We start from the raw sequence: 19,351 nt of genomic DNA on the forward strand, positions 1-19,351 counted from the left end.
GTGGATCGCTTTTGGCGGGCGAAGTATCTGAGGACGAAGAGCTGTCAGCGGTGGTGGAGGCCGCCCTCTTCGCTGCCGGAAGGCCTCTCTCGATCGCGGAGATCGCGGAGGCGACGGACCTGCCCGCAAGGGCTGTTAGAAGCCTCGCCGATGGTCTGGTCCGGGAATATTCGGAGAGGTGCGGCGGGATCGAGATTCGAGAGTTTGAGGACCGGTACGTAATGCAGGTCCGCTCCTCCGTCGCCGAGAGGGTGAGCAAGGTCGGCCCGAAGGAGCTGGAGGCCCCGCTCCTCCGGACCCTCGCCATCATCGCCTACAACCAGCCGATGGCCCAGAGAGAGCTGGCGCGGATCCGGGGCAACAAGAGCTACTCCCACGTCAAAGAGCTGGAGGATCGAGGGCTCATCCAGGCGGCGAAGATGGGGAGGACGAAGATCATCACCACCACCAAGACCTTCGCCGAGTACTTCGGCCTCGACTTCGATGACCCCGATTTCGTCAAAAGGGTGATGAAGGAGAGAAAGAGGCTCGGGGTCACCCCCATGTACAGGAGCCTCGCCGAGAGGATGGGCCTCGCCTTCGCCGTCGTCAACCCCTACAACCCCTACAAAAATGACATCGAGGCGATGAAGAGCCTCGACCTCCTGATCATAGCTCCAGGCTACCAGGAGAGGGCAAAAGAGCACTATTCAGGGGAGCTTTTGGAGGCCTCCGTCAGGACCTTCACCCAGTTGAAGGAGACCATAAACCTCATCGCTGAGAAGTCGGGGAGGTTCGACCAGGAGAAGACCGAGTCCCTTCAGGCGGAGATCGATGCCCTCCTCGCGGATTACAGGGGGAGGGCGATAGGAGCCCGGCCGATAAGGCCCCTCTCGCCGATGATCCAGGAGATCGCCCTGGACCTCGGGGTTTTGACTGACGAGGACGGGATCTCTGCCGCCCCCGACTACATGGGGGTGGAGGCCGAGATTCAGGTCCCGACCCATCAGCCTTACGAGATGGACATCATCGACAGGATCAGGGAGCGGTACGAAGCGATCTTGAAGAGCCTGAATGATATTGGAAGTTCGAAGGAGGCGGATAAAAATGGTGGATAAGGGAGATGACGGGTCAAACTGCGATCGGTGCGGCCGCGACTTCCCCGAAGATGACCTCATCGAGGAGGGCGGGGTCAGGATATGCGAGAACTGCTACATCAACGCCCACTCGAGGATCAAGGTCTGCGACCCCTGGGCGGTCAGGTCCAAAAAGATCCTCCGGGAGAGGGCGGGGCTGGTGGGGACGCAGGGGCTGACCGACTCCCAGAGGGAGATCTACGAGTTCATCGCGTCGAAGGGCGGTGCCAGAAGGGAGGAGATCGCAGGAAAGTTCGACCTCCCGGCTGAGGAGCTGGAGAACCAGTTTGCGATCCTGAGGCACTGCGAGCTCGTCAAGGGGCAGAAGAGAGTGGACGGCGTATACATCGTCCCCTTCGAAGAGTGAGGAGCTCTCGGGGGGGCCGGGATGGACGAAGAGACATTAAAGGATCTCGTCCGCTGGTTCTCCGGATACGTCCAGACCTTCAAGGCCGGCTACCCTGAAGCGGACAGAAACATCATCCTGAAGGAGGAGCACACCACCCGCGTCCGCCGGGAGATTCGGGAGATCGGACTATCCCTCGGCCTCTCCGGGGAGGACCTCTGCCTCGCGGAGGCTGCCGCCCTCCTCCACGACCTGGGCCGCTTCCCCCAGTACGCCCGATACAAGACCTTCTCTGACCGGCGATCCTGCGACCACGCCGCCCTCTCAGTCCAGGTCCTCATCGAGGGCTGCATCCTCGACGACCTGGATCCCTCGGAGCGAAAGCTCATCCTGAAGGCGATATCGTATCACAACCGGGCCCACCTTCCGGAGTACGAGGAAGATAGGTGCCTCTTCTTCACCAAGCTCCTCCGGGACGCGGACAAGCTGGACGTCTGGGCCCTCCTCCTCGACTACTACAGCCGCCGGGCTGGTGAAGGGTACCGGAACGGGGCTCTGGAATTGGACCTTCCCGATGCGCCGGGGATCTCGGAAGAGGTCTGCCGGGCCCTCTTGGCAGGAGAGATCGTGAAGGTGAAGGACCTCAATAGCCTCAACGACTTCAAGCTCCTCCAGGCGAGCTGGATCTTCGACATAAACTTCCGGCCGGCTCTGGTGGAGGTCGAGGAGAGGGGCTACCTAGAACGGACCCGGGAGGTCCTCCCCCGTTCCCAGGTGGCTGAGAGGATCATCGACCTTCTCAAATCCCGCCTCGCCGAGAGGATCGAGGCCGAGAGCCCCCAGGGTCTGGATTGATGGACGATCTCAGCTTCAGCCGGCCGGCCCGACTCCTCACCTCACCTCCCCTCACCTTCCTCCCTCCCCTCCTTCTTTCACTTCCTTCTCTCCACCCACCCTCTTCCCGAGGGCTTCCAGGTACTCTAAAACCGCCAGGATGAAAGCTGCGTGCGACCAGGTGAGGGGCAGAACCGATCTTGGGCTGCCGTCGTCGGCCACCTGCTCGGGGAGGAGGCCGGTGGTGGGGTGGGCGTGATCTGCGCACCATTTTATCATATCGAGGGCCCGCTCTAAGTTGCCCACCGCCGCATGCCACTGAGCGAGCCAGAGGGTGCAGATGATCCAGCTGTTCATCCTGCCTCCGTACTGGTCGCCTTCGTATCTGGCGACGCCCCCCGACGGCCGCGATAGATACCTCTCCACCGCCTCCATCGTCCTTGCGACCCGGGGGTCGTCGGGGGGCAGAACCCCAAACCACCATACTCCAAATAAGGAAGAGTCGATGGCCGTATCCTCCGCCGACCGACGAAACCGGCCCAGCCGATCGTCATAAAGCCGGCTTGTTATCGCTTCTCTGACCCTCTGCGCCCCCGTCGACCAGGCATCGGAGTGCGCGTCGTCTCCCAGGGCGAGGGCGAGCTCCGAGGCTCCCAATAGCCCAGCGTAGACGGTGCAGGCGCTGTAGGTGTAGACCCCCTTCCTCTCCTCCCAGAGGTCGAAGCTCGGTGGAGGGAGGCCGGATTCGCCGAGGACGCTCAGGAGCCAGTTGGCGGCGGGAGACACCACCGACCCGAAGTACCTCCCGGCGGTCCAGACGTTCCTCGATGTGATCCAGTTGACGTAGAGGGCGAAGAGGGGAAGGCCCGTCTCGTCGATCTGGATCATGGGGACCGGGTGCCATGTGGAGCCGAAGTCTCCGGCCGGGGTGTACTTGTGGAGGAAGTATCCCCGATCGGTGATGGTCTTGGCGAAGAAGTCGAAGACCTCACAGCTCAGGTGGTGGTAGCGCGCCCTGTCCAGGGCTATGCAGGCCCAGGCGGCGTCCCTCGGCCAGCAGTATGTGTATAGGTCGGCCCCGAACTGCCTTATATCGGAGTCACAGGAGGCGATGACGGAGCCGTTGATGTCCATGTGGGCGACGGTGGCGAGGAGGCTTCGGTAAAAGATCTGGCGGACCCTCTCCGTGAGGCGGCTCATCAGGCCGGCTTCGGGGAGGACGGAGATCCGTTCGAGGAAGGAGTTCCAGAAGTTGAATGAGGTCCTGTAAAGGCTCGCTCTCTCAACCTTCTTGAGCCGCCTGTGAGCTCTCATCACTTTTTCGTAGCTCTTTGCGAAGGCGATCCACATCTGGACCCTCCGGGACTGCCCGGGCCCAAGCCCCGAGATCGTCCAGCCGAGGGTCGAGTCCACCGACCCGTGGGCGACGGGGTTTCCGCTGAGCTCTCCCCCCTCCAGGATCTCCCGCCATGTCCCCTCCAGCCCCCTCCATTCGGCGGTGCCCGCAGCATACTGGTCGAAGTTGGGATCGCTGCCGTGGAGGATGTACCGGTCCCGTTTGTAGTGGATCAGGACGTCCCTGTCCACCACCGCCGTCTCGCCGATCTTGCTCTCCAGGAGCCTGTAATTCTGGTTTGAAAAGAGCCTCAGCTCTCTGTTGGCTTCCGAGAGGTTCTTCACCTCGAAGATCCTGGAGAAGACGTTGGAAGAGGGGTGTACCGCGTCCAGAACGACGACCTCCAGCTCCATGGAGGGGCTTCGAAATGTCGTCTCGCCGATGTTCGATATCAGGCCACAAACGACCCCCTCCTCGTCGAGCTTACGATCTCCTGCCAGGCTTTGAGCCCCTCTGGTGAACTCCCGGCGGAAGCTCGACTTGTACCTCTGGACCGGACACCACTCAAATAACCAGCTGCATCGGCGAGACCCTTTCAGATCGCAGATCCCCGCCCTGACGGAATGGCCGTGGTTTTCGAGCCCCACGAAGGGGAAGTAGACGTCCCTTATAGTCCCCCACTCGTCCTCGCATATCAGAATTCTGCCGTTTCCCAAAACCAGAGGTCTTGCCAATGGTATCTCCTCCAGGGGCGGATAGTAGGGTTCTGGCAACTTTAGTATTTTAACCTCTTCCAGGGTGGATCTATAGTCCAAACCCAAAAAATATTGAAAATAAATCTTTTATATCAGTAGGCTACAGAGTCTATGCCAGGGAGATTGTTTAGCATGAAGGCGATTAAACTGGTGATGGCCGTAATGGTCATCGGTCTTGTATCCATCTCTTCGTCCGTGGGAGAGGACGACGAGATCGGCTCGCCCTTCGGGGAGGAGCTTTCCTTCTGGAGCGGTGACCTGGATTTCGACTTCGACTTCGGGTATGACCTCAATCTCGGCGACGGTTTCGTCTGGGGTAACGCCGGGATTTATGACGCCCCCTCCGTCGGAGAAGACCATTGCGCAGACGACGAGCAGGACGCACCGTCGGACTGGGACTATCCCGTCGACGACTGGATCATCGACGAGGGGTTCTACAGCGATTTCGGAGGATCTATGGGGGAGGAACCGGGATGGTCTGAGACCGATGATCATCCTGGAATCCCTGGCCCGGAGGAGAACGCCCTCTGGATCGTCTTTCCGTACAGCACCAACGTGAAGACGACGAAGCTCGTTCTCCAGAAGGATCGGTTCGCAAAGGAGCTGTTAATTCCGGGCATGGACGGGAAGCTGACGATCTACGAGCTGAAGCCCGACAATACTCTCTTGACTTACGTCCCCGACTGGCAGGTGAAGGCAAAGAGGGCTTATAGGGCCTGGTTCACCGCCGACGCCCCCGGCGACTACGCGGTATGGTATGAGGTCTACAACGCCAAGGCGAACGTCACCACCACGAGCAATGTGATCGAGTACAGGGTCTTCGAGAACCTGGCTGTCGTAGTCCTCAACGAGGCGAAGTGCCCCGGGGAGACCGCGACGCTGAGGGCAATAGCTTCGGGATGCTCTGATGCCGCCTACCAGTGGTATAAGGGGCGTTCCTCCAAGACGGGAGAGGGGGAGATAATAGACGGTGAGACCAAGAGCGCCTACGTCATAAGGAACGTCTCGCCCGATGATGCGGGCTACTACACCTGCAATGTGACCTGCAACGGAGAGAGTGACGAGGATTCGGGGAGGTTCTACGTCGGATGGTGGGAGTGCGACGGGATAAGCCCCTGCAAATGCCAATTCCGCGCCGTCAGTTGAGGTCGCCTTGACCTTGGAATAGGTCATGGCACCTTCTTTTTTGGTAACTATTCAGCTATACCGAATCGCCCGCATGATGCTGACTTTGATTATAACGGTATGCCGATCAACAACTTGCACCAAAATGAAAAACGATATCCAATGCCGAGGTTACTTGAAGTTAGCTTTCTGGAACTGGCCACACGAGATCTCTAAGAGCGGGTCTGATGATGCTGTTTGCGGTGGGCTGAATAGTTACCTTTTTTGTTGAAAGGCGGGGGCTGATGAGAGAAGGATGATGAAAATAATGGATGATGAAACTAAAAAAAAGAGGGGGTTCGGCTCTTCAGCCGAACTCCAGCTTGCACTCGACGGCGGCCTCCACCATGTAGGCTTCCCCGGGGATCATCGGCTCGTCCTTCCCGACGTGCTCCCAGCTCCCGTCCTGATATCTCCAGAGGAATGCCGAGATTATCCCCTCGCTGACGGCCGCTGAATGGGTATACCGCTTGTGGTTCGCCCTGACGCTGACGTCTGCTATAGCCACAGTCTCGTTGGTGGGAACCCCCACCAGGTTCCACCCCTGGTGGAGCTCCACCATGTAGGGGAGGTCCACAGGCTTTCCGGCTATCTCCAGGGAGAAGCTCTCGGTGCCGTCGATGACGTAACCCCTCCCGGGCAAGAGGTCGGTGACGTTGGCGGCGCTGTCGTCCTTGATGGTGAAGTTCCAGCCGTCTTCGGAGAGGGAGAATATGCCCCGGTAGCTCTTCCGTTGGAGGAGTTTGGCGACGGAGGGATCTTTCGGGTTGAGGTGGATCGAGAAGGGGCTCCAACCCACCGAGACGTTGACGACTTGGACGGTCCCCGGCACCAGCCTGTACTCGACGGTGAAGCTCCTCATCTCGCCGATGGCGGGGCTCAAAACCGGCCACATCACCCGTTTTTCGGATCCGATCAGCTCTTCGCCGTGCCAGACCGCACGTCCCCGCTCCTTGACCACGATCTCCTCGGCGTCTTCAGGGAGGATCAGCTCTCCCATCAGGGCTGGGGGGGCGTTGAGGCTCCGATACCCTCCTGCGGAGTCCTTCACGATCCAGTAGATCCAGTCGCTGGACCATTCGGAGGTGGGGGTTATTGAGACGGTCACCTCATCGGTGGCATTCGATTCTGTGGCGTTCGAAACCTCGATCCGGTACGGCAAATCCGGCGTTGATGGGATCGTCGGTCTGAAGGCGGGATCGCCGAAGAGGGTGTAAATGCTCGCGGTCTGGTTGAGCATATCACCGATGGATACGTACCACGGCTGGTATTCGTCGATCTTTGCGAGGTCGATCCCATCTGCGGCCATGATCTTCGATACGTAAAGGTTGTTTGCCGCCATCATCGCCTCGCCGATGGTGGCGTTCTCGAATACCAGGGCCTGATACATCCTCCCGGGGTGATCGTCCGATACGAAGATCCAGGAATTTGCGCTCGACCCGACGTAGTTGACCGCCCCTGCCTTGAGGAACGCCAGGGCCATGGAGTCCTCAAGCCTGGTGGGGATGTAAATCTCTATCCCGCCTCGATAGGGCAAGATCTGGCCCTTGAGCTTCGACGTCAGGCATGCCGATGTGGTGGTGGTCTGGGGGGCGAGGGTCAACTTCTTAACCTGCTCTCCGTCCATGACATGGTCCATCAGCGCCCAACGAGAGAGCTGCCAGCCCCAGTCGACGCCGTGATAATCGAAGTAGACGATGTTCTCGCCGCTGTTCATCTTCGAGGAGACCCTCTGGTAGGTCGCCTCCTCCCACCGGAGGTTCTCGGCATCGAGCCCCGCAGCCCTCAGGTACTCTCCGATCCGGTTGGGGATCGGCGACTGGGGCCATGTGGCCGGATAGTCGCTGGGTGAAGATATCACCAGGGCTGAGTCTCTCCAGTCACCCTTTATCCTGTCGTAGGCGAGGGTCCTCGCCACCATCTGGGATGCGTCGTAGACGCTGAGGCCGATGATCCTCCCCGATGCCACGTCCTGGTAGCCGTCGTCGTCGAGCTTTATCATGTACTCTCTTTGAATGTCGTACTCAAAGGCGCTCGACGACTGCCTCCCCCCCGTAGAGATGAAGGGTAGGGCACCTGGTCCCCCCACCACCATCAGGTACTCTGGAGAGATCTCCATCTCTTCGACCTTCGCCTGGAGGTCCTCCTCTACCCCCGTCGGGTTCAGCTTTTGGGGGTCTATTGCAGCGTCGAAGACGACCCCCTTCCTCGCTGCTGCCATCTGGGCTGAGAGGAGGGAGAGCTTCGGGATCTTGGTGAAGCTGAAGGCGTTGACGTTTATGGGGCTGGCGGAGGAGTTGACGTCCACCGTGAAGTTCTTGGTCATGTGGTCCATCGTCCCCTCACTCCTCCAGGCCTCGAGGTTGAAGGTCCAGGAACCAGGACCGCTGAAGAGGACGGTGGCGCTGGACACCTTTCCGGGGATGCTCTCTGAGATGATCCGGCTTTCTCTCGATCCGTCAGGGCTGTAGCAGTTCAAAACGACGTGGTGGAGCTGCCGGGTCACCTCCCAGGATATCTCGGTCCATCCAGGCTGCATCCTTCCAGGATGGGTCACGTTGACGAAGGGACCGTCGGCGGTTCTCTTCGGCGGCTCGCCGCCATCGACCTCGTTATCGTTATCCCCTTTCGGACCTGTATAAGTCACCGAGATCCCGCCGTCCAGGGGCTGAGTCCACCCGGCATCGAGGGCGTGGAGGATCATCACCTCCAGGTTCAAAGTGGCGAACTGGCGGGGGCCGAGACGATCCACCGTCCAGTTCAGTCTGCTCCCTCGAAGGAACGCCCCCTCGGGGCTCGGCTCCCTTCCGGTGAGGGGATCTGAGAATTGGACCTTTTCCGATGCGGTGCTCCACCAGACCACGAGCCTGCCGGGCATGAAAAGGTCGGTCAAAGTCACGTTGGTGACCTCCTCTTCACCGCGGTTCTTGAGGGTGACCTTCAGCCTGACGATCTCTCCCTCCCTCTCCGACGGTATCGCGGTGGGGTTCACCTCGACTTCCAGGATGAGGTCGTCGTCTATATCCGTCCTCAAAAGTTCCGACTCGGGCTTTGGAGCCAGGAGGGATATGTCGCGAGAGTTGGTGAGTATCACCGACTCTACATCGTCCCCCCTAGCCCCCATCTCCCGGATCAAAAGCCCCACGTCCCCCTCGACGACCGTCATGTTGAGGTCTGACAGACGGGCCTTGGCAGCTTCACCCATGGGCCCCGTGGCGACGACCGCGGTGGCCCCGAGGCGGACGAGGCTGTCTTCTGTGGAGTTGGTGAGGTCGTCACCGACGAAGAGGATCGGCCAGTTGAGATAAGATGCGATCGCAGCCCCGTTGAGGGCGGCGCTGTAGTTGTCGCCCACCAGGACTGCTCCCGGCGACCTATCCCACCTGGAGGCGATCTCTGCCGCCATCTGGAAGCTGTCGTCGGATTCTATCCAGTCATCGCAGTCCCAGAAGACGTCTCCGATCCCCAGGACCTCTCCATCGAGGCGGTCCAGGAGCCACCGGACGGAGGGGGAGGGGGGCTGGAGCTCCGACCAGAGGGGGGTGTAGACGACGTCGTACTCGAAGACCATGCCGGCGGCTCCGACGCTCGCCAGCTCTTCGATCCTGCCGACGGTCCCCATCACGTTCTGGGTGGATATGGTGTACTCGACGTAGTCGTCGCTGAGCCTGACGAAGGTCGGCGTCTCCGTCAATCCGACGGCCACCTTCATATCCGCGGGGGCGACGGGGCTCACCACCACGAAGTCGGAGCGGTCAGATATCTCGGCGTAGTTGTACCCCTCGCTCCTGCCGAAGGGATCTCCTATGGCGACGCCGAACTCAACGGGACCGAGCTCAGCTGCCATCCTCCCCGCCTCCTCGACGACCTCTAGGACCTTCTCCTCCTTCCATCGGTTCCATAGCTGGCGGTTGTAGCTGCTGGACCCCACCCTCGATAGGTCAACACCGGTGTCGTTGTAGAACTCCTCTTTGCAGACGTCACATAAGCAGTGCTCCTCGTCGACGAACCCGAACTTATAGAGGACGACGCCGTCGGCGCCGTAATCCTCTATCACCTCCTGGACCCGGTCGTAGAGGTGGCTCCTAGCTTCAGGGTCCACAGGACAGAGCCGGTCGGCGACGACGACCCCTCCCGAGGATACGGCGATCTGGGCCGAGTCGGGGTAGAGGTCTCTATACCCTTCTGGGGCGGGACCGGATCGTGGGGCCTTTTGAGCCCCCCGGTCCTGGACGAGGAGCTCTCCCAAAAGGCCGATCGCCGCATCTCTGTCGGTTGCGGCCAGGACGTCTTCATCGGAGACCTCCTTCTCGGAGCCCTCGGGAACCTCAAGGGTGGCGGTGACGTAGGCCTTTATCCCCTCTTTTTTGGCGGCTTTGACAAGGCTCTTGACGAGGTCACCCTCGCCGTCGATCATCACAGCCGATACGTTGCCGGCGGCCATGGAGTGGAGGGTTGACGTCGGGCCGTAACGGTCGAGATCAGACCGATCGATCCAGCCCATCCTCTCCCCCGCGGCGATATCTCTCGGCATTATTATGAGGGGCCTCGTCTCGACGGCCCCCTCCTCCGACCAGATGGCAAGGGGCGTCGCAGCGACCGCAGCGCGCCAGTCGTCAGCCCCCACCATGATCACCTCTTCAGGGGGTTGTGACTTCGTCCCCCTCTCCATCTGGCCGCAAGCGGCGATCGCCAAGACCGCAAATAACGTCAGGAGCGTCAAAAAGCGTCTCAATTACTCCGCCTCCTCAATGGAAAGCCCAGCATCTTTAAGCGCCCCCGCCAGGCCTTCATCGACACCGTCTCCCCATACGATGGCTCTTGCGAGGCCACCGTCCATCATCTTCTCCAGGGCATAGGAGCTCGCCTCCGAAAGGGGTCCTGCGCAGATTATCAGGGGTGCTCCGATCTTCTTCGCCGCCTCGTACGCGGCGAAGGCCTCCACATCGTCAGTTCCCGTCAGGACGACGACTTCTACCCCCCCTGCCCAGATCGTCGAAGCGAAGAGCCACGACGTCTCACAGATATCTTCGCCCCCGATCCTCTCGGTGGGCATAACCTCTGCGAGGAGTTTCTCGACTGTGGAGGGGACGACCGATTCGTCCCCGAGGATCACCACCCTGGCGAGAGGCATCTGCTCCATCTCCTCGAGGTCGTCGCCGTCCAGCTCGCCTCCGATGAGGGTGATCACCGGCACGGTATCATTCACCCTGCCCTCAGCGAAGGAGAGGGCTAGGGCTCGATAGAGGAGGCCGTCCCCGGTCACGATGGCGAAGGTCCCGGTATCTGCGGCGAAGACCTCAGCTCTCTCAGTAGGCAGGGGGATTCCGAAGGAGTCGTGAAGGAGAAATACGATATCGAACCTGCCGGGCCTCGTAGCCATCAGAGTGAACTCCCCTTCCCCGGACTTCGTCTTTCCCACCGAGATCGTCTGGCTTTTGGGCATCACCAACAGCTCCGGCGCAGAGACCACCTCGACGGATATCTTCTCGTCGACGTTAAGCTTGATGGTGATCGATCCTGTATGGGTTCTGTTGACCACCAGCTCTTCGGGCAGCCTCAGAATCGCCTCGTAGGTGCGGATCTCCTGGTTTACCTCCACCTCAGCCCGGACCGAGGCGTTCTTCGACGGATCGCTGAGGGATGTAGCCGATATCTCTATCTGACGCTTATCTCCGGCCATCCCTCCTCCTATCTCCAGGTCGAGGAGACGGCTCACCCCCGAGGAGAGGGTGAGGTTGTAGGGGAGGTTCACGGGTGTTGAGCCGTCGAAGAGCGTAGCTCTCCATCCCCTGGGAAGGTGGGGCGCGTCTACGGATATCACGTCCTTGAAGAGCCCCGCATTTCTGACCAGAAGCTTGAACTCTGCGGCCTTCTCAGGGTCCACCGTCGAAGAGGCCGATCTCGCATCGTCTATGCTGAGGCTGACCCCATAGCTCTCCTCGTCGGTGATGACGACCTCGAACTCCACCATCAGGGGCAACGATCTGGTCTCGTCGAAGAAGTAGACGAATCCGGAATATGTGCCTTGGGCGGTCTCCGGTGGCGATGAGAAGGTGATCTCGACCTTCAGCGCCTCTTCGTCGTAGACGTCCTCGGCCTCTGGCCCCAGGGACTTGAACTTCGGGATAGAGACCTTCACCAGGTCTTTCGCCGTCCCTGCCACGGGGATGGAGATGATCTCGAATATGGGCGCATCCCCCATATTCTCGAGGATAAGGGTTCGTTTTGTCATCTCACCGGGATGGAGTTCCACTTCGAATCGATCTCTATCTGCTGCTAGCTCTCCCGCGGAAACGGAGACGAGCAGCGACAGGATGGCGAGCAGGTTAAATAGCTTCATCTGGGCACCACGTTAGGTTGATCGCGGATCGTTTGGACGATGGGTCCGCCTTCGTCTCGTCGGTCGGGGACCCCGTCCCCGGGGAAAGGCCCGACTTCTCAGTCCTGATCGGCGCCATCCTCGTATTAATCCCGGCACGGGGCCGGGGGGGAACGCCGGTGAGAACCCACGAGATCGCGCACCCCCTCAACGATGTCGTCAGAGGGGGCGGGTTCTCATCTTCCGATTTTTCTCTGCTGACCTGTTGGGTACTGACATTTCATATGCGCAGGGGAATGAGAAGGACTACGGATGAATAAGCTTTGCGGCGATTCCCCCATCAATAATCGATCTAATGAAGCCCATCCTCCAAAATGCCGTCTCTTTTCGTCCTGGATACGACCCTGCCGCGAATTTCGGACCGTCCTTCCCCGTGAGCCCTGAGATACACTCATGATAAGTTATAAATGCGAGGCGAGTCAAACTGGTGGAACGACGGTTGGGCTTATGTCTGCTTATGGAGAGGGGGTCACCTCCTTAAGATCTTCGCAGTCCCCAGAGCCCATGGACTGAAAGTGAGGTGTTATATTTGACCGAAAGGACGATGAGAAGTTTGACGCTGGCCTTCGCGGTTCTCATATCGATGGCTGCGATCTCTTCAGCACAGCCTGGGTTTCCGGGACAGTATCCAGACGATTATTCCTGGCTGAACCCCTGGGCTGACCAGTACGATCAGCAGGATCAGTGGCAATATGACTGGCAGTGGCAATGGGATATACCTTATTCGACCCCAGAGCCGACGGCTGGGCCGGGAACTCCGACGGGGACCTATCCCGACGGCAGACCCACGTCCAGCGGGCCCGGAGGCTCGCAGCCGTTGAGCAAGCCTTCCGCCTCGACCGGTTCGCCGATATCCTCCCTTGGAGATGGAGTATCTCTCTCTGAAAGGGAAGTGAGCGGCCTTCCGGGAGGAGCCAACCTCATATCTCCCGGCGGAATGTCGGCGCCTATGTCTCCCGGCGGAATATCGACGCCCATGCCCTCCGGCGGAATGTCGACGCCCATGGCGTCCGGGGGAGCTGGCGCGTTCAAGAGCTATTACGGTGGGACCCAGGCGTACCATATGTACTACGGCGGCCTTCAGCAGTGGATCTACTACTGTGGGAGGTGGACTGGCGGTCCCGCAGCCTTCTGGTACGGCCAGAGGACGAACACCATCATAAGAAACGATCAGTATCAGAGCATCTGGTCTTATGAGAAGTATCCCAACGGGTGGGTGGATTGGAAGTACTGGGGATACTGGCAGCCCGGCTATCACCACGCCTGGTTCGGAGCCGATGCCAAAGGTTGGCACCAGATCGCAGTCTGGGGAAGCAGGTCCGGATGGAGCAACCCGATATGGGTCTATGTCTGGTGATCTGATCCCAGGCTATAGGGCGTGAGACCGCGCTATGGGCCTTCAGTCCCGAGGGGCCTGAGGGACCGTCTCGCGACCCTCACTTTTTTCTGCGTCACCTCAATCCTCTTCACCATCGTCACCTTAATAATCATCGAATTGATCGTCATCATCGTCGTCATCGATGGGAAAGGCGAGGTCAGATCTATGAGCCGGCCCAAGACCGATGGACACCTTCGATCGACACATATTTCTGGCGCAAAAAAGAGCCAAGATGGATATGGTGAGGATAAGATCATCAGGGTATGGTGAATATCTTGGATCGTGAGCGTGCATATCTGGTGGCGACTCCCTTCAAGAAGCGGGACAAGAAGAGGCTAAAGATAAGCGACTTCGTATTCGCCCTCTCTTTAGACCTGAAGTGGGGCTCCCCCGATAAGGTGAGGGCCCTTCTGCAGGAGGCGGCCGATGAGGGGCTCGTCAGGATCGAGGGTGACTACGTCTTCGCCGCCTTCGATGACGCCCAAGCCGAGGTCCCCGTCGGCTTCAAGCCGTCCAAGGAGGAGGATCTCTTCGACAGAACCGTTCGGCTCGTAGTATCCGAGACGGGGATGGGGAGGAAAGAGGTGATCTCCATGGTCAACGAGAGGCAGGACTCCCTCCAGGGGGTGGTGAACCTGGACGCCGTGGCCCTCGTCGTGGCAAGAGAGATGGGGATCGACGTGAGGGATCTGGCGCAGGAGGCGTACCGCAACCTCATCGAGGAGAGGCGGTGAGTTCAGAAGCGAAGGCTTTATACAAGGAGAGCATAAACCCTCTTTGGGAGTGATTCCCTTGGCATCTTCAGGGTCGCTTTCGACTCGTGGGCCGCATATGGCTCTTCTACTCCTATCCATAGTCGTCTCTTCAGCCGGAGCCGTCGACGAAGCAGGAGCCGACGTCGCCCCTAAGAGCCTCTATCGGATCGAGGACGGTCTTCTCGTCATCGACTGGTGGCAAGGTGCCGCCTTCAGCCTCGACTTCCCTGGCGGAGAGGGCGACCTGAGGGTTGCGGAGGAGGAGAACGTCTCGTCTGATCTCAACTCGACGACGTCCCCCGTCCGCCGTCCTGCGAGCTCCCTTCTCGTCGGCGCCGCCCACCTGGGCTGGTCCTCGGGGGATCCCCGGATGGGCGGAGGAGGCCGTCATGAGGAGTACGGCAGGAAGGCGACCGATCTGGTGGGGATATTCTCCATCGAGATGAATATCAAGCTGGGATCGGACCCTTGCTCTTCTCCCGGCTCCCCGGGATGGATGGCCTGCCCCTAGGTCGATAGATCTTATTTTTCGTCCAACTTTTCGTCCAACCTGAGGCGTCTCCGTTGGCCGAGGACGGAACTGATGTGCGCACCATAAAGGACGATCATACCGCTCAGATAGACCCAGAGCATCAGGGCCACCACCGTCCCCAGAGAGCCGTATACCAGCTGCTCCCTCGCCGGCCCCATATCCAGGTACCATGTGAAGGCCACCCTGGTGGCGGTCCAGCCGGAGGTGGCGACGATGGCGCCCCAGGCCGCCTCGGATCGTCTTACATCGGTGTTGGGTGCCAGCAGATAAAGCAGAAATGTGATCAAGAAGACGAGGAGGACGGGGATGAGGTCTGTGAGGGCTTTCACCAGCCACCCCCCGTAGAGGGGAGGGCCACCGCCCTGAACCTCGGATAGGAGGCGGAAGAGGGCCGCCAGGGATAGAGAGACGACCAATAGCCCCGCCATCAGACCTCCGGCCATGGTGAGGCCCAGGATTCGCCATCTCAGATAGTTCCGTTGGGCAGACCCCCTCCAGGCTCTATCTACGTTCCTGGCCAGGGCGATGAAGACGGAGGTGGAGGCCCAGACGAGCCCCAACGCCGCCGCGATCCCCGCCGGCACCCTCAGCCTCATCACCTCATCGAGGCTGTCGCGCAAAAATTCTTCCGCCGGTGGAAGGCCACCCAGTTCCATTATCCTCCGGACGCTCTCTTTCGCCAGATCCTCCCCCGGCGGCAGAACCTCTCCGACGAGGCTCAAGATCTGGACCTGAACTTCTCTGCTCTGCAATAGGGTGCTGGCCAAAACCAGAAGGATGATAAAAAGCGGAAAGAGGGAGAAGAGGGCATAATAGGCTATAGCTGCAGCAGCCTGGGATCCCTGGGCATCGTTGAAGCTGCGAAGAGCTCTCAACGATACCCCCAACGAGCCACGGCTGAAGCCGTCGGCTCGGATGAAGAGCTCTCTTCCCCCCGCTTTGATCCTCTCTGTGAATCTTTCGGTCATGGATCCGTTTTTCCTTCCCGCCCCGTCCTCCGTCTATCCGGCAGAAGCGTCTTCCCAGATATCTTTTGGAACGAAGGTCTACAATAACCTGGCGTCAACTACCCGCCAATGAATTGGCGGGCATGATGCTCGCCAGTATTGGGGGCTTGCGGCTCCGCAAAAAATCGGGCCACGATGGGCAGGTTGACAGCCCACCCTTGCAGCTATGTTCCGAGCTGCGACGGTGTCAGCAGGGCCAGAGAAACCACAGCAGACACAGGCAAACTGATCCCGAGTAGGTCGGTTTGACCGGGATATATGATGACAAACGGGGCATTCCTGGGACGTATAGGCAGGGTCCATTGGTCATCGGTTAAGGGAAAAATCGCGATGCAATAGCATTCCTGGTAGCAAGTCCTCCAAGTCTGGCGGGATCAAAATGGGTGCAGCAATCCGTTCTCAAATTCTGACCTCATTCTTTCAACGCATAAAGCGTAATATGAACTTCAAGATAAAGGCATTTTATATCCTTAACCGATGACCGATGAGGCAGGGTCGATGTAGACCACTGGAACTCCAGCGATCGCTGCCTTGTACTCGAGGAACTGCCTGAGCTGATAGAATCCCCAGCTATGCTGTTTGCGTCTCTGAGCCTTCGAAACCGTCATCCTCTCCCGGATACCCTGAAGATCTTCGAGGGCGATCACAGAAGAGGTGTCTTTGGCTTTCGCAACCAGCTTTTTGGAGATGCAGTGGTTTACGTCCCGACGAAACCTGGCCTCTCGACCCGAGAGTTTCTTGAGATGACGTTTGGCGCTATCGGTCCCACAGCTTTGAAGATCGGCCTTGAGGTTATCTATCTTGGATCGAAGGTTCTCGATGCCGTCACCGGAGAACTCTTCGCCGGTCGAATCAACGGCAATGTTCTTGATCCCGAGATCGACGCCGATAACACCCATCGGTTCTATCTTCGCAGACTCGGGAACTTCGACGACGACGCAGAGATAGAACTCACCCCGTTCGAAAATGAGGTCGGCCTGTCCTCGGATCCGATTGAGCCGGGGTTCGTGGTACTCGCAGATGACAACAGGGACCTTTATCCTGCCTTCGAGAGTCAAGAGAGAAACGAGATCGAGACCTTTCCAGGACATGAGTCTCTGATCGTAGACGACAGATCCGTCAGGATCGAAGGTCGGTTTGATCGATTTGTCTCTCTTGTAGGCTTCGCAGGTCTTAGAGATGGCTCTGACCGCCATCTGAGCGGAGAGGTTAAATTGTTCCCGAATCGGATAATAAACGACCTTCTGCAGCTCGATTTTATTCGCGTTACGAAGCTCAAACGCTTTGTCAGCCACGAAGTTGCAGGCGGCGTTAAACTGATGCATCGTCTCGCGGATAGCTTGAACCTGTTCTGGGGTCGGTTCAAGTTTGACCTTGAGCGTCTGCATCATGTGTATATACATATCCCATCTATGGAGATGAACATTTCGGTGCCAAGGAGAAGCGGGAGTAGGCGCGCATTCCTCCCCCGACTGAAGTCGGGGGCATCCTGCTGAGATTTTCGTGAAGGGCTCTATAAACCCCCATCCGACCGTTTACTTTATGGTCCCCTTCGCCCATAATAAAGGCCTTGGGGAATATGGCTATGAAGGCAGCAGCGATTTTACTTGGTCTGTTAATTCTAACCCTCTTTGGATCGGCGGAGGCGGCCTCAACCCTGACGGTCGTCGGCGAAGGGGAGATCCTCGTCCCGGCGGACAGGGTCTATGTCACCTTCACCGTGACCGCCGAGGACGAGAACGCCACCGTCGCATCGATGAAGAGCTCCGAAGGGCTGAACAGAACGATAGATGCCCTCGTAGACGCCGGCCTGAAGATCGAAGACGTCTGGTCCGGCAGGGCCAGAAGCGTATCAAGAATCCATTCCATCAGCAGGTTATCGAACAACTCCAACGCCGTCACCGTCGCCGAGGTGGGGGTTAGTCGGGTGATGGATCAGGCGACCGTCCGGCTCGACGCGGAAGATGAAGCCCTGGTCGATAGAACCCTCGAGGCGGCGAAGGCCCAGGGGGCCGAGGTGGAGATATCCGGGTACGCTCTGGCGGAGAAGGGCGCGGCCTTCGCCGAGGCGCGGAGGCTGGCGGTCGAAGACGCAGAGAGGGTCGCAGAATCCCTGGCTTCAGCTGCGGGGCTCGTCCTCGAAGAGAGGCTGGAGATATTCGAGCCTTCGCCGCCCCGGGTCCTGCAGCCCACCTCGGGGACGGACCCGGGGGCTTTGGAGGTGGCGGGCCTCTTCGACCTCTCTATGCTATCTCTCCTCGACCCCTTCGAGGAGGAGGTCTCCGGCGAGCCGGGGATGGTGACGGTCAGATCGAGGGTCGTCGTCACCTACCAGGTCTCGTAGTGGGTGGGCCGCTCTGAAACAGTCAAAAAGACCCGACCTCAGAACACTTTTTATTTATCCTGATCATCGTTATTACGGGTGATAATCTTATGTCCGGTGGCAAGATGGGATGGTTTTGCATTCTGCTTCTGACATCGATCCTGGCAACGGCTCCGGCTGCCGAAGCTCTGGAGATCGTGGGGGGCGATGTAGTCAACATAGACTCCCCGATAGCCGACGACCTCTTCGCCGGCGGCAACACCGTGAACGTCAACGCTCCTGTCGATAGCGCCTTCATCGCCGGTGGGAACGTCTTCGTAAACGCCCCCATAAATGGCGACCTGGTCGTCGCCGGAGGGGTGATTGAACTGAACTCCGATGTCGGCGGAAAGGTCGTGGCCGCAGGCGGCACCATAAACCTCCGGGGCGACGTCGAGAGGAACGTGGTGATGGCAGGAGGCCAGGTGAGGGTCCACCCCACCTCGGAGATTGGAAGGGATGCGGCATTATCCGGAGGCGAGGTCTATAACGCCGGAATGGTCAAGGGGACTCTCTGGGTCAGCGCCAGAAACTTCGAGAACCTTGGCTCCGCTGGCGCCGTCAAGTTCCAGAGGTGGCAGGAGGGGGCTTTTGAAGGCGAGTCGAAGGCCGTCATATCGACCTTCAGCTTCCTCATGATCCTGGGCTATTTGATCGTCGGCCTTTTGGCCCTTCGGCTGTCACCGGGCGGCGTTTCCGCCGTCGATCGGAAGATCAGGGAGTCTGCGCCGGCAAGGGCCCTGCTGGGCTTCGGGCTCATCGTCGCTTCGTCGATCCTCATCGTCATCTCGATGTTGACCGTCGTCGGCCTTCCCCTGGGTTTCCTCCTCCTGGCGTTCTTCGTCGCAGCCCTTCTGCTCGCAGACATTTTCGTCTCCTATAGCCTCGGCAGATGGGCTCTATCGACCCTGAACCAGGATAGGAACGATCTCACAGCCTTCGTCCTGGGCTACATAATTCTGAGCGTCCTCTTCCTTCTGCCCTATGCAGGACCCGTAATAAAGCTGATATCCGTCAGCCTCGGTTTCGGAGGGATCGTCGCTGCCCTGGACGAAAGTCGAAGGAGGGTTTGAAGGGAAACGAGAGGATCGAAGGTCGTCGCGGAGACGAGATGGCTCTGGAGGCGGAGGTCGGCTCATCGAGAGGGGGATCCACGAACGGATGTCTGGGTCACGAGGATGTCTGGGTCACGACTTCGGAAAAGGCGGCGATGGATTATGCCGACTTCGCCACTAACATTTATGATATAATATTACTCATTATAAGAAGCTTAATAAAATAGTCGCTGTGTCCCATTTTTCGAGAGCTATTTTGAGTTCACTATGAAAAAATCCATATACCAATAGGCTGCTAGATTCAAGAACAAAGAAGCCCAGGTGATGGAC

17 protein-coding genes are annotated in these 19,351 nt (G+C 59.1%); 10 read left to right on the forward strand and 7 right to left on the reverse strand.

What is annotated here, in order from left to right:
- Positions 1 to 11 precede the first annotated feature (11 nt).
- From scpB to P0O24_RS01565, 3 genes are read left to right on the forward strand one after another with little or no spacing between them, the layout of a single operon-like run.
- Complete coding sequence (scpB, locus tag P0O24_RS01555) at positions 12 to 1,097, forward strand: SMC-Scp complex subunit ScpB (RefSeq protein WP_316967981.1); 1,086 nt, start codon at positions 12 to 14, stop codon at positions 1,095 to 1,097.
- On the forward strand, positions 1,087 to 1,482 hold the full coding sequence (locus tag P0O24_RS01560; RefSeq protein ID WP_316967982.1) for a hypothetical protein: 396 nt from the start codon (positions 1,087 to 1,089) through the stop codon (positions 1,480 to 1,482). Before scpB ends, P0O24_RS01560 begins: the two co-directional genes overlap by 11 nt.
- 21 nt (positions 1,483 to 1,503) lie before the next feature.
- Positions 1,504 to 2,316 carry an HD domain-containing protein gene (locus P0O24_RS01565; protein WP_316967983.1) on the forward strand — a complete coding sequence of 271 codons (813 nt, stop codon included), beginning with the start codon at positions 1,504 to 1,506 and terminating at the stop codon, positions 2,314 to 2,316.
- A gap of 51 nt (positions 2,317 to 2,367) precedes the next feature.
- On the opposite strand, the gene P0O24_RS01570 is transcribed toward P0O24_RS01565, so the two are convergent.
- On the reverse strand, positions 2,368 to 4,446 hold the full coding sequence (locus P0O24_RS01570) for a glycoside hydrolase family 15 protein (RefSeq protein WP_316967984.1): 2,079 nt from the start codon (positions 4,444 to 4,446) through the stop codon (positions 2,368 to 2,370).
- Positions 4,447 to 4,518: 72 nt separating this feature from the next.
- Here P0O24_RS01570 and P0O24_RS01575 point away from each other — a divergent pair, with 72 nt between their 5' ends.
- Complete coding sequence (locus tag P0O24_RS01575) at positions 4,519 to 5,532, forward strand: immunoglobulin domain-containing protein (protein WP_316967985.1); 1,014 nt, start codon at positions 4,519 to 4,521, stop codon at positions 5,530 to 5,532.
- Positions 5,533 to 5,857: 325 nt separating this feature from the next.
- On the opposite strand, the gene P0O24_RS01580 is transcribed toward P0O24_RS01575, so the two are convergent.
- Together P0O24_RS01580 and P0O24_RS01585 are read right to left on the reverse strand one after the other, a co-directional pair.
- Positions 5,858 to 10,285: a C25 family cysteine peptidase gene (locus P0O24_RS01580; RefSeq protein ID WP_316967986.1), complete on the reverse strand. Its 4,428-nt coding sequence runs from the start codon at positions 10,283 to 10,285 to the stop codon at positions 5,858 to 5,860.
- Positions 10,286 to 11,893 carry a hypothetical protein gene (locus tag P0O24_RS01585; RefSeq protein ID WP_316967987.1) on the reverse strand — a complete coding sequence of 536 codons (1,608 nt, stop codon included), beginning with the start codon at positions 11,891 to 11,893 and terminating at the stop codon, positions 10,286 to 10,288.
- Positions 11,894 to 12,461: 568 nt separating this feature from the next.
- Here P0O24_RS01585 and P0O24_RS01590 point away from each other — a divergent pair.
- On the forward strand, positions 12,462 to 13,289 hold the full coding sequence (locus P0O24_RS01590; protein WP_316967988.1) for a hypothetical protein: 828 nt from the start codon (positions 12,462 to 12,464) through the stop codon (positions 13,287 to 13,289).
- 32 nt (positions 13,290 to 13,321) lie between these two features.
- On the opposite strand, the gene P0O24_RS01595 is transcribed toward P0O24_RS01590, so the two are convergent.
- Positions 13,322 to 13,450 carry a hypothetical protein gene (locus P0O24_RS01595; protein WP_316967989.1) on the reverse strand — a complete coding sequence of 43 codons (129 nt, stop codon included), beginning with the start codon at positions 13,448 to 13,450 and terminating at the stop codon, positions 13,322 to 13,324.
- 135 nt (positions 13,451 to 13,585) lie between these two features.
- Between P0O24_RS01595 and P0O24_RS01600 the strand changes: the two genes are divergently transcribed.
- Positions 13,586 to 14,044 carry a DUF2240 family protein gene (locus P0O24_RS01600; protein WP_394356649.1) on the forward strand — a complete coding sequence of 153 codons (459 nt, stop codon included), beginning with the start codon at positions 13,586 to 13,588 and terminating at the stop codon, positions 14,042 to 14,044.
- Between the two features lie 97 nt (positions 14,045 to 14,141).
- Positions 14,142 to 14,576, forward strand: coding sequence for a hypothetical protein (locus P0O24_RS01605; RefSeq protein WP_316967990.1), 435 nt, complete (start codon positions 14,142 to 14,144; stop codon positions 14,574 to 14,576).
- An 11-nt stretch (positions 14,577 to 14,587) separates the two neighbouring features.
- Here P0O24_RS01605 and P0O24_RS01610 read toward each other — a convergent pair whose 3' ends face one another.
- The 3 genes from P0O24_RS01610 to P0O24_RS01620 all read right to left on the reverse strand — a co-directional run bounded on the left by P0O24_RS01610 (position 14,588) and on the right by P0O24_RS01620 (position 16,995).
- On the reverse strand, positions 14,588 to 15,565 hold the full coding sequence (locus tag P0O24_RS01610; RefSeq protein WP_316967991.1) for a YihY/virulence factor BrkB family protein: 978 nt from the start codon (positions 15,563 to 15,565) through the stop codon (positions 14,588 to 14,590).
- Between the two features lie 78 nt (positions 15,566 to 15,643).
- Entirely contained in the window at positions 15,644 to 15,907 is a 264-nt protein-coding gene (locus tag P0O24_RS01615) for a zinc ribbon domain-containing protein (RefSeq protein WP_316967992.1), read from the reverse strand.
- 167 nt (positions 15,908 to 16,074) lie between these two features.
- Positions 16,075 to 16,995: an RNA-guided endonuclease InsQ/TnpB family protein gene (locus P0O24_RS01620; RefSeq protein WP_316967993.1), complete on the reverse strand. Its 921-nt coding sequence runs from the start codon at positions 16,993 to 16,995 to the stop codon at positions 16,075 to 16,077.
- A gap of 194 nt (positions 16,996 to 17,189) precedes the next feature.
- Here P0O24_RS01620 and P0O24_RS01625 point away from each other — a divergent pair, with 194 nt between their 5' ends.
- The 3 genes from P0O24_RS01625 to P0O24_RS01635 all read left to right on the forward strand — a co-directional run bounded on the left by P0O24_RS01625 (position 17,190) and on the right by P0O24_RS01635 (position 19,248).
- Positions 17,190 to 17,948 carry an SIMPL domain-containing protein gene (locus tag P0O24_RS01625; RefSeq protein ID WP_316967994.1) on the forward strand — a complete coding sequence of 253 codons (759 nt, stop codon included), beginning with the start codon at positions 17,190 to 17,192 and terminating at the stop codon, positions 17,946 to 17,948.
- A gap of 89 nt (positions 17,949 to 18,037) precedes the next feature.
- A complete protein-coding gene (locus tag P0O24_RS01630; protein ID WP_316967995.1) occupies positions 18,038 to 19,039 on the forward strand; it encodes a hypothetical protein in 1,002 nt (333 codons plus the stop codon).
- Positions 19,036 to 19,248: a hypothetical protein gene (locus P0O24_RS01635; protein WP_316967996.1), complete on the forward strand. Its 213-nt coding sequence runs from the start codon at positions 19,036 to 19,038 to the stop codon at positions 19,246 to 19,248. The genes P0O24_RS01630 and P0O24_RS01635 overlap by 4 nt, the downstream gene beginning before the upstream one ends.
- Positions 19,249 to 19,351: the final 103 nt, after the last annotated feature.

The organism is Candidatus Methanocrinis alkalitolerans (assembly GCF_029167205.1).
Lineage (GTDB): Archaea > Halobacteriota > Methanosarcinia > Methanotrichales > Methanotrichaceae > Methanocrinis > Methanocrinis alkalitolerans.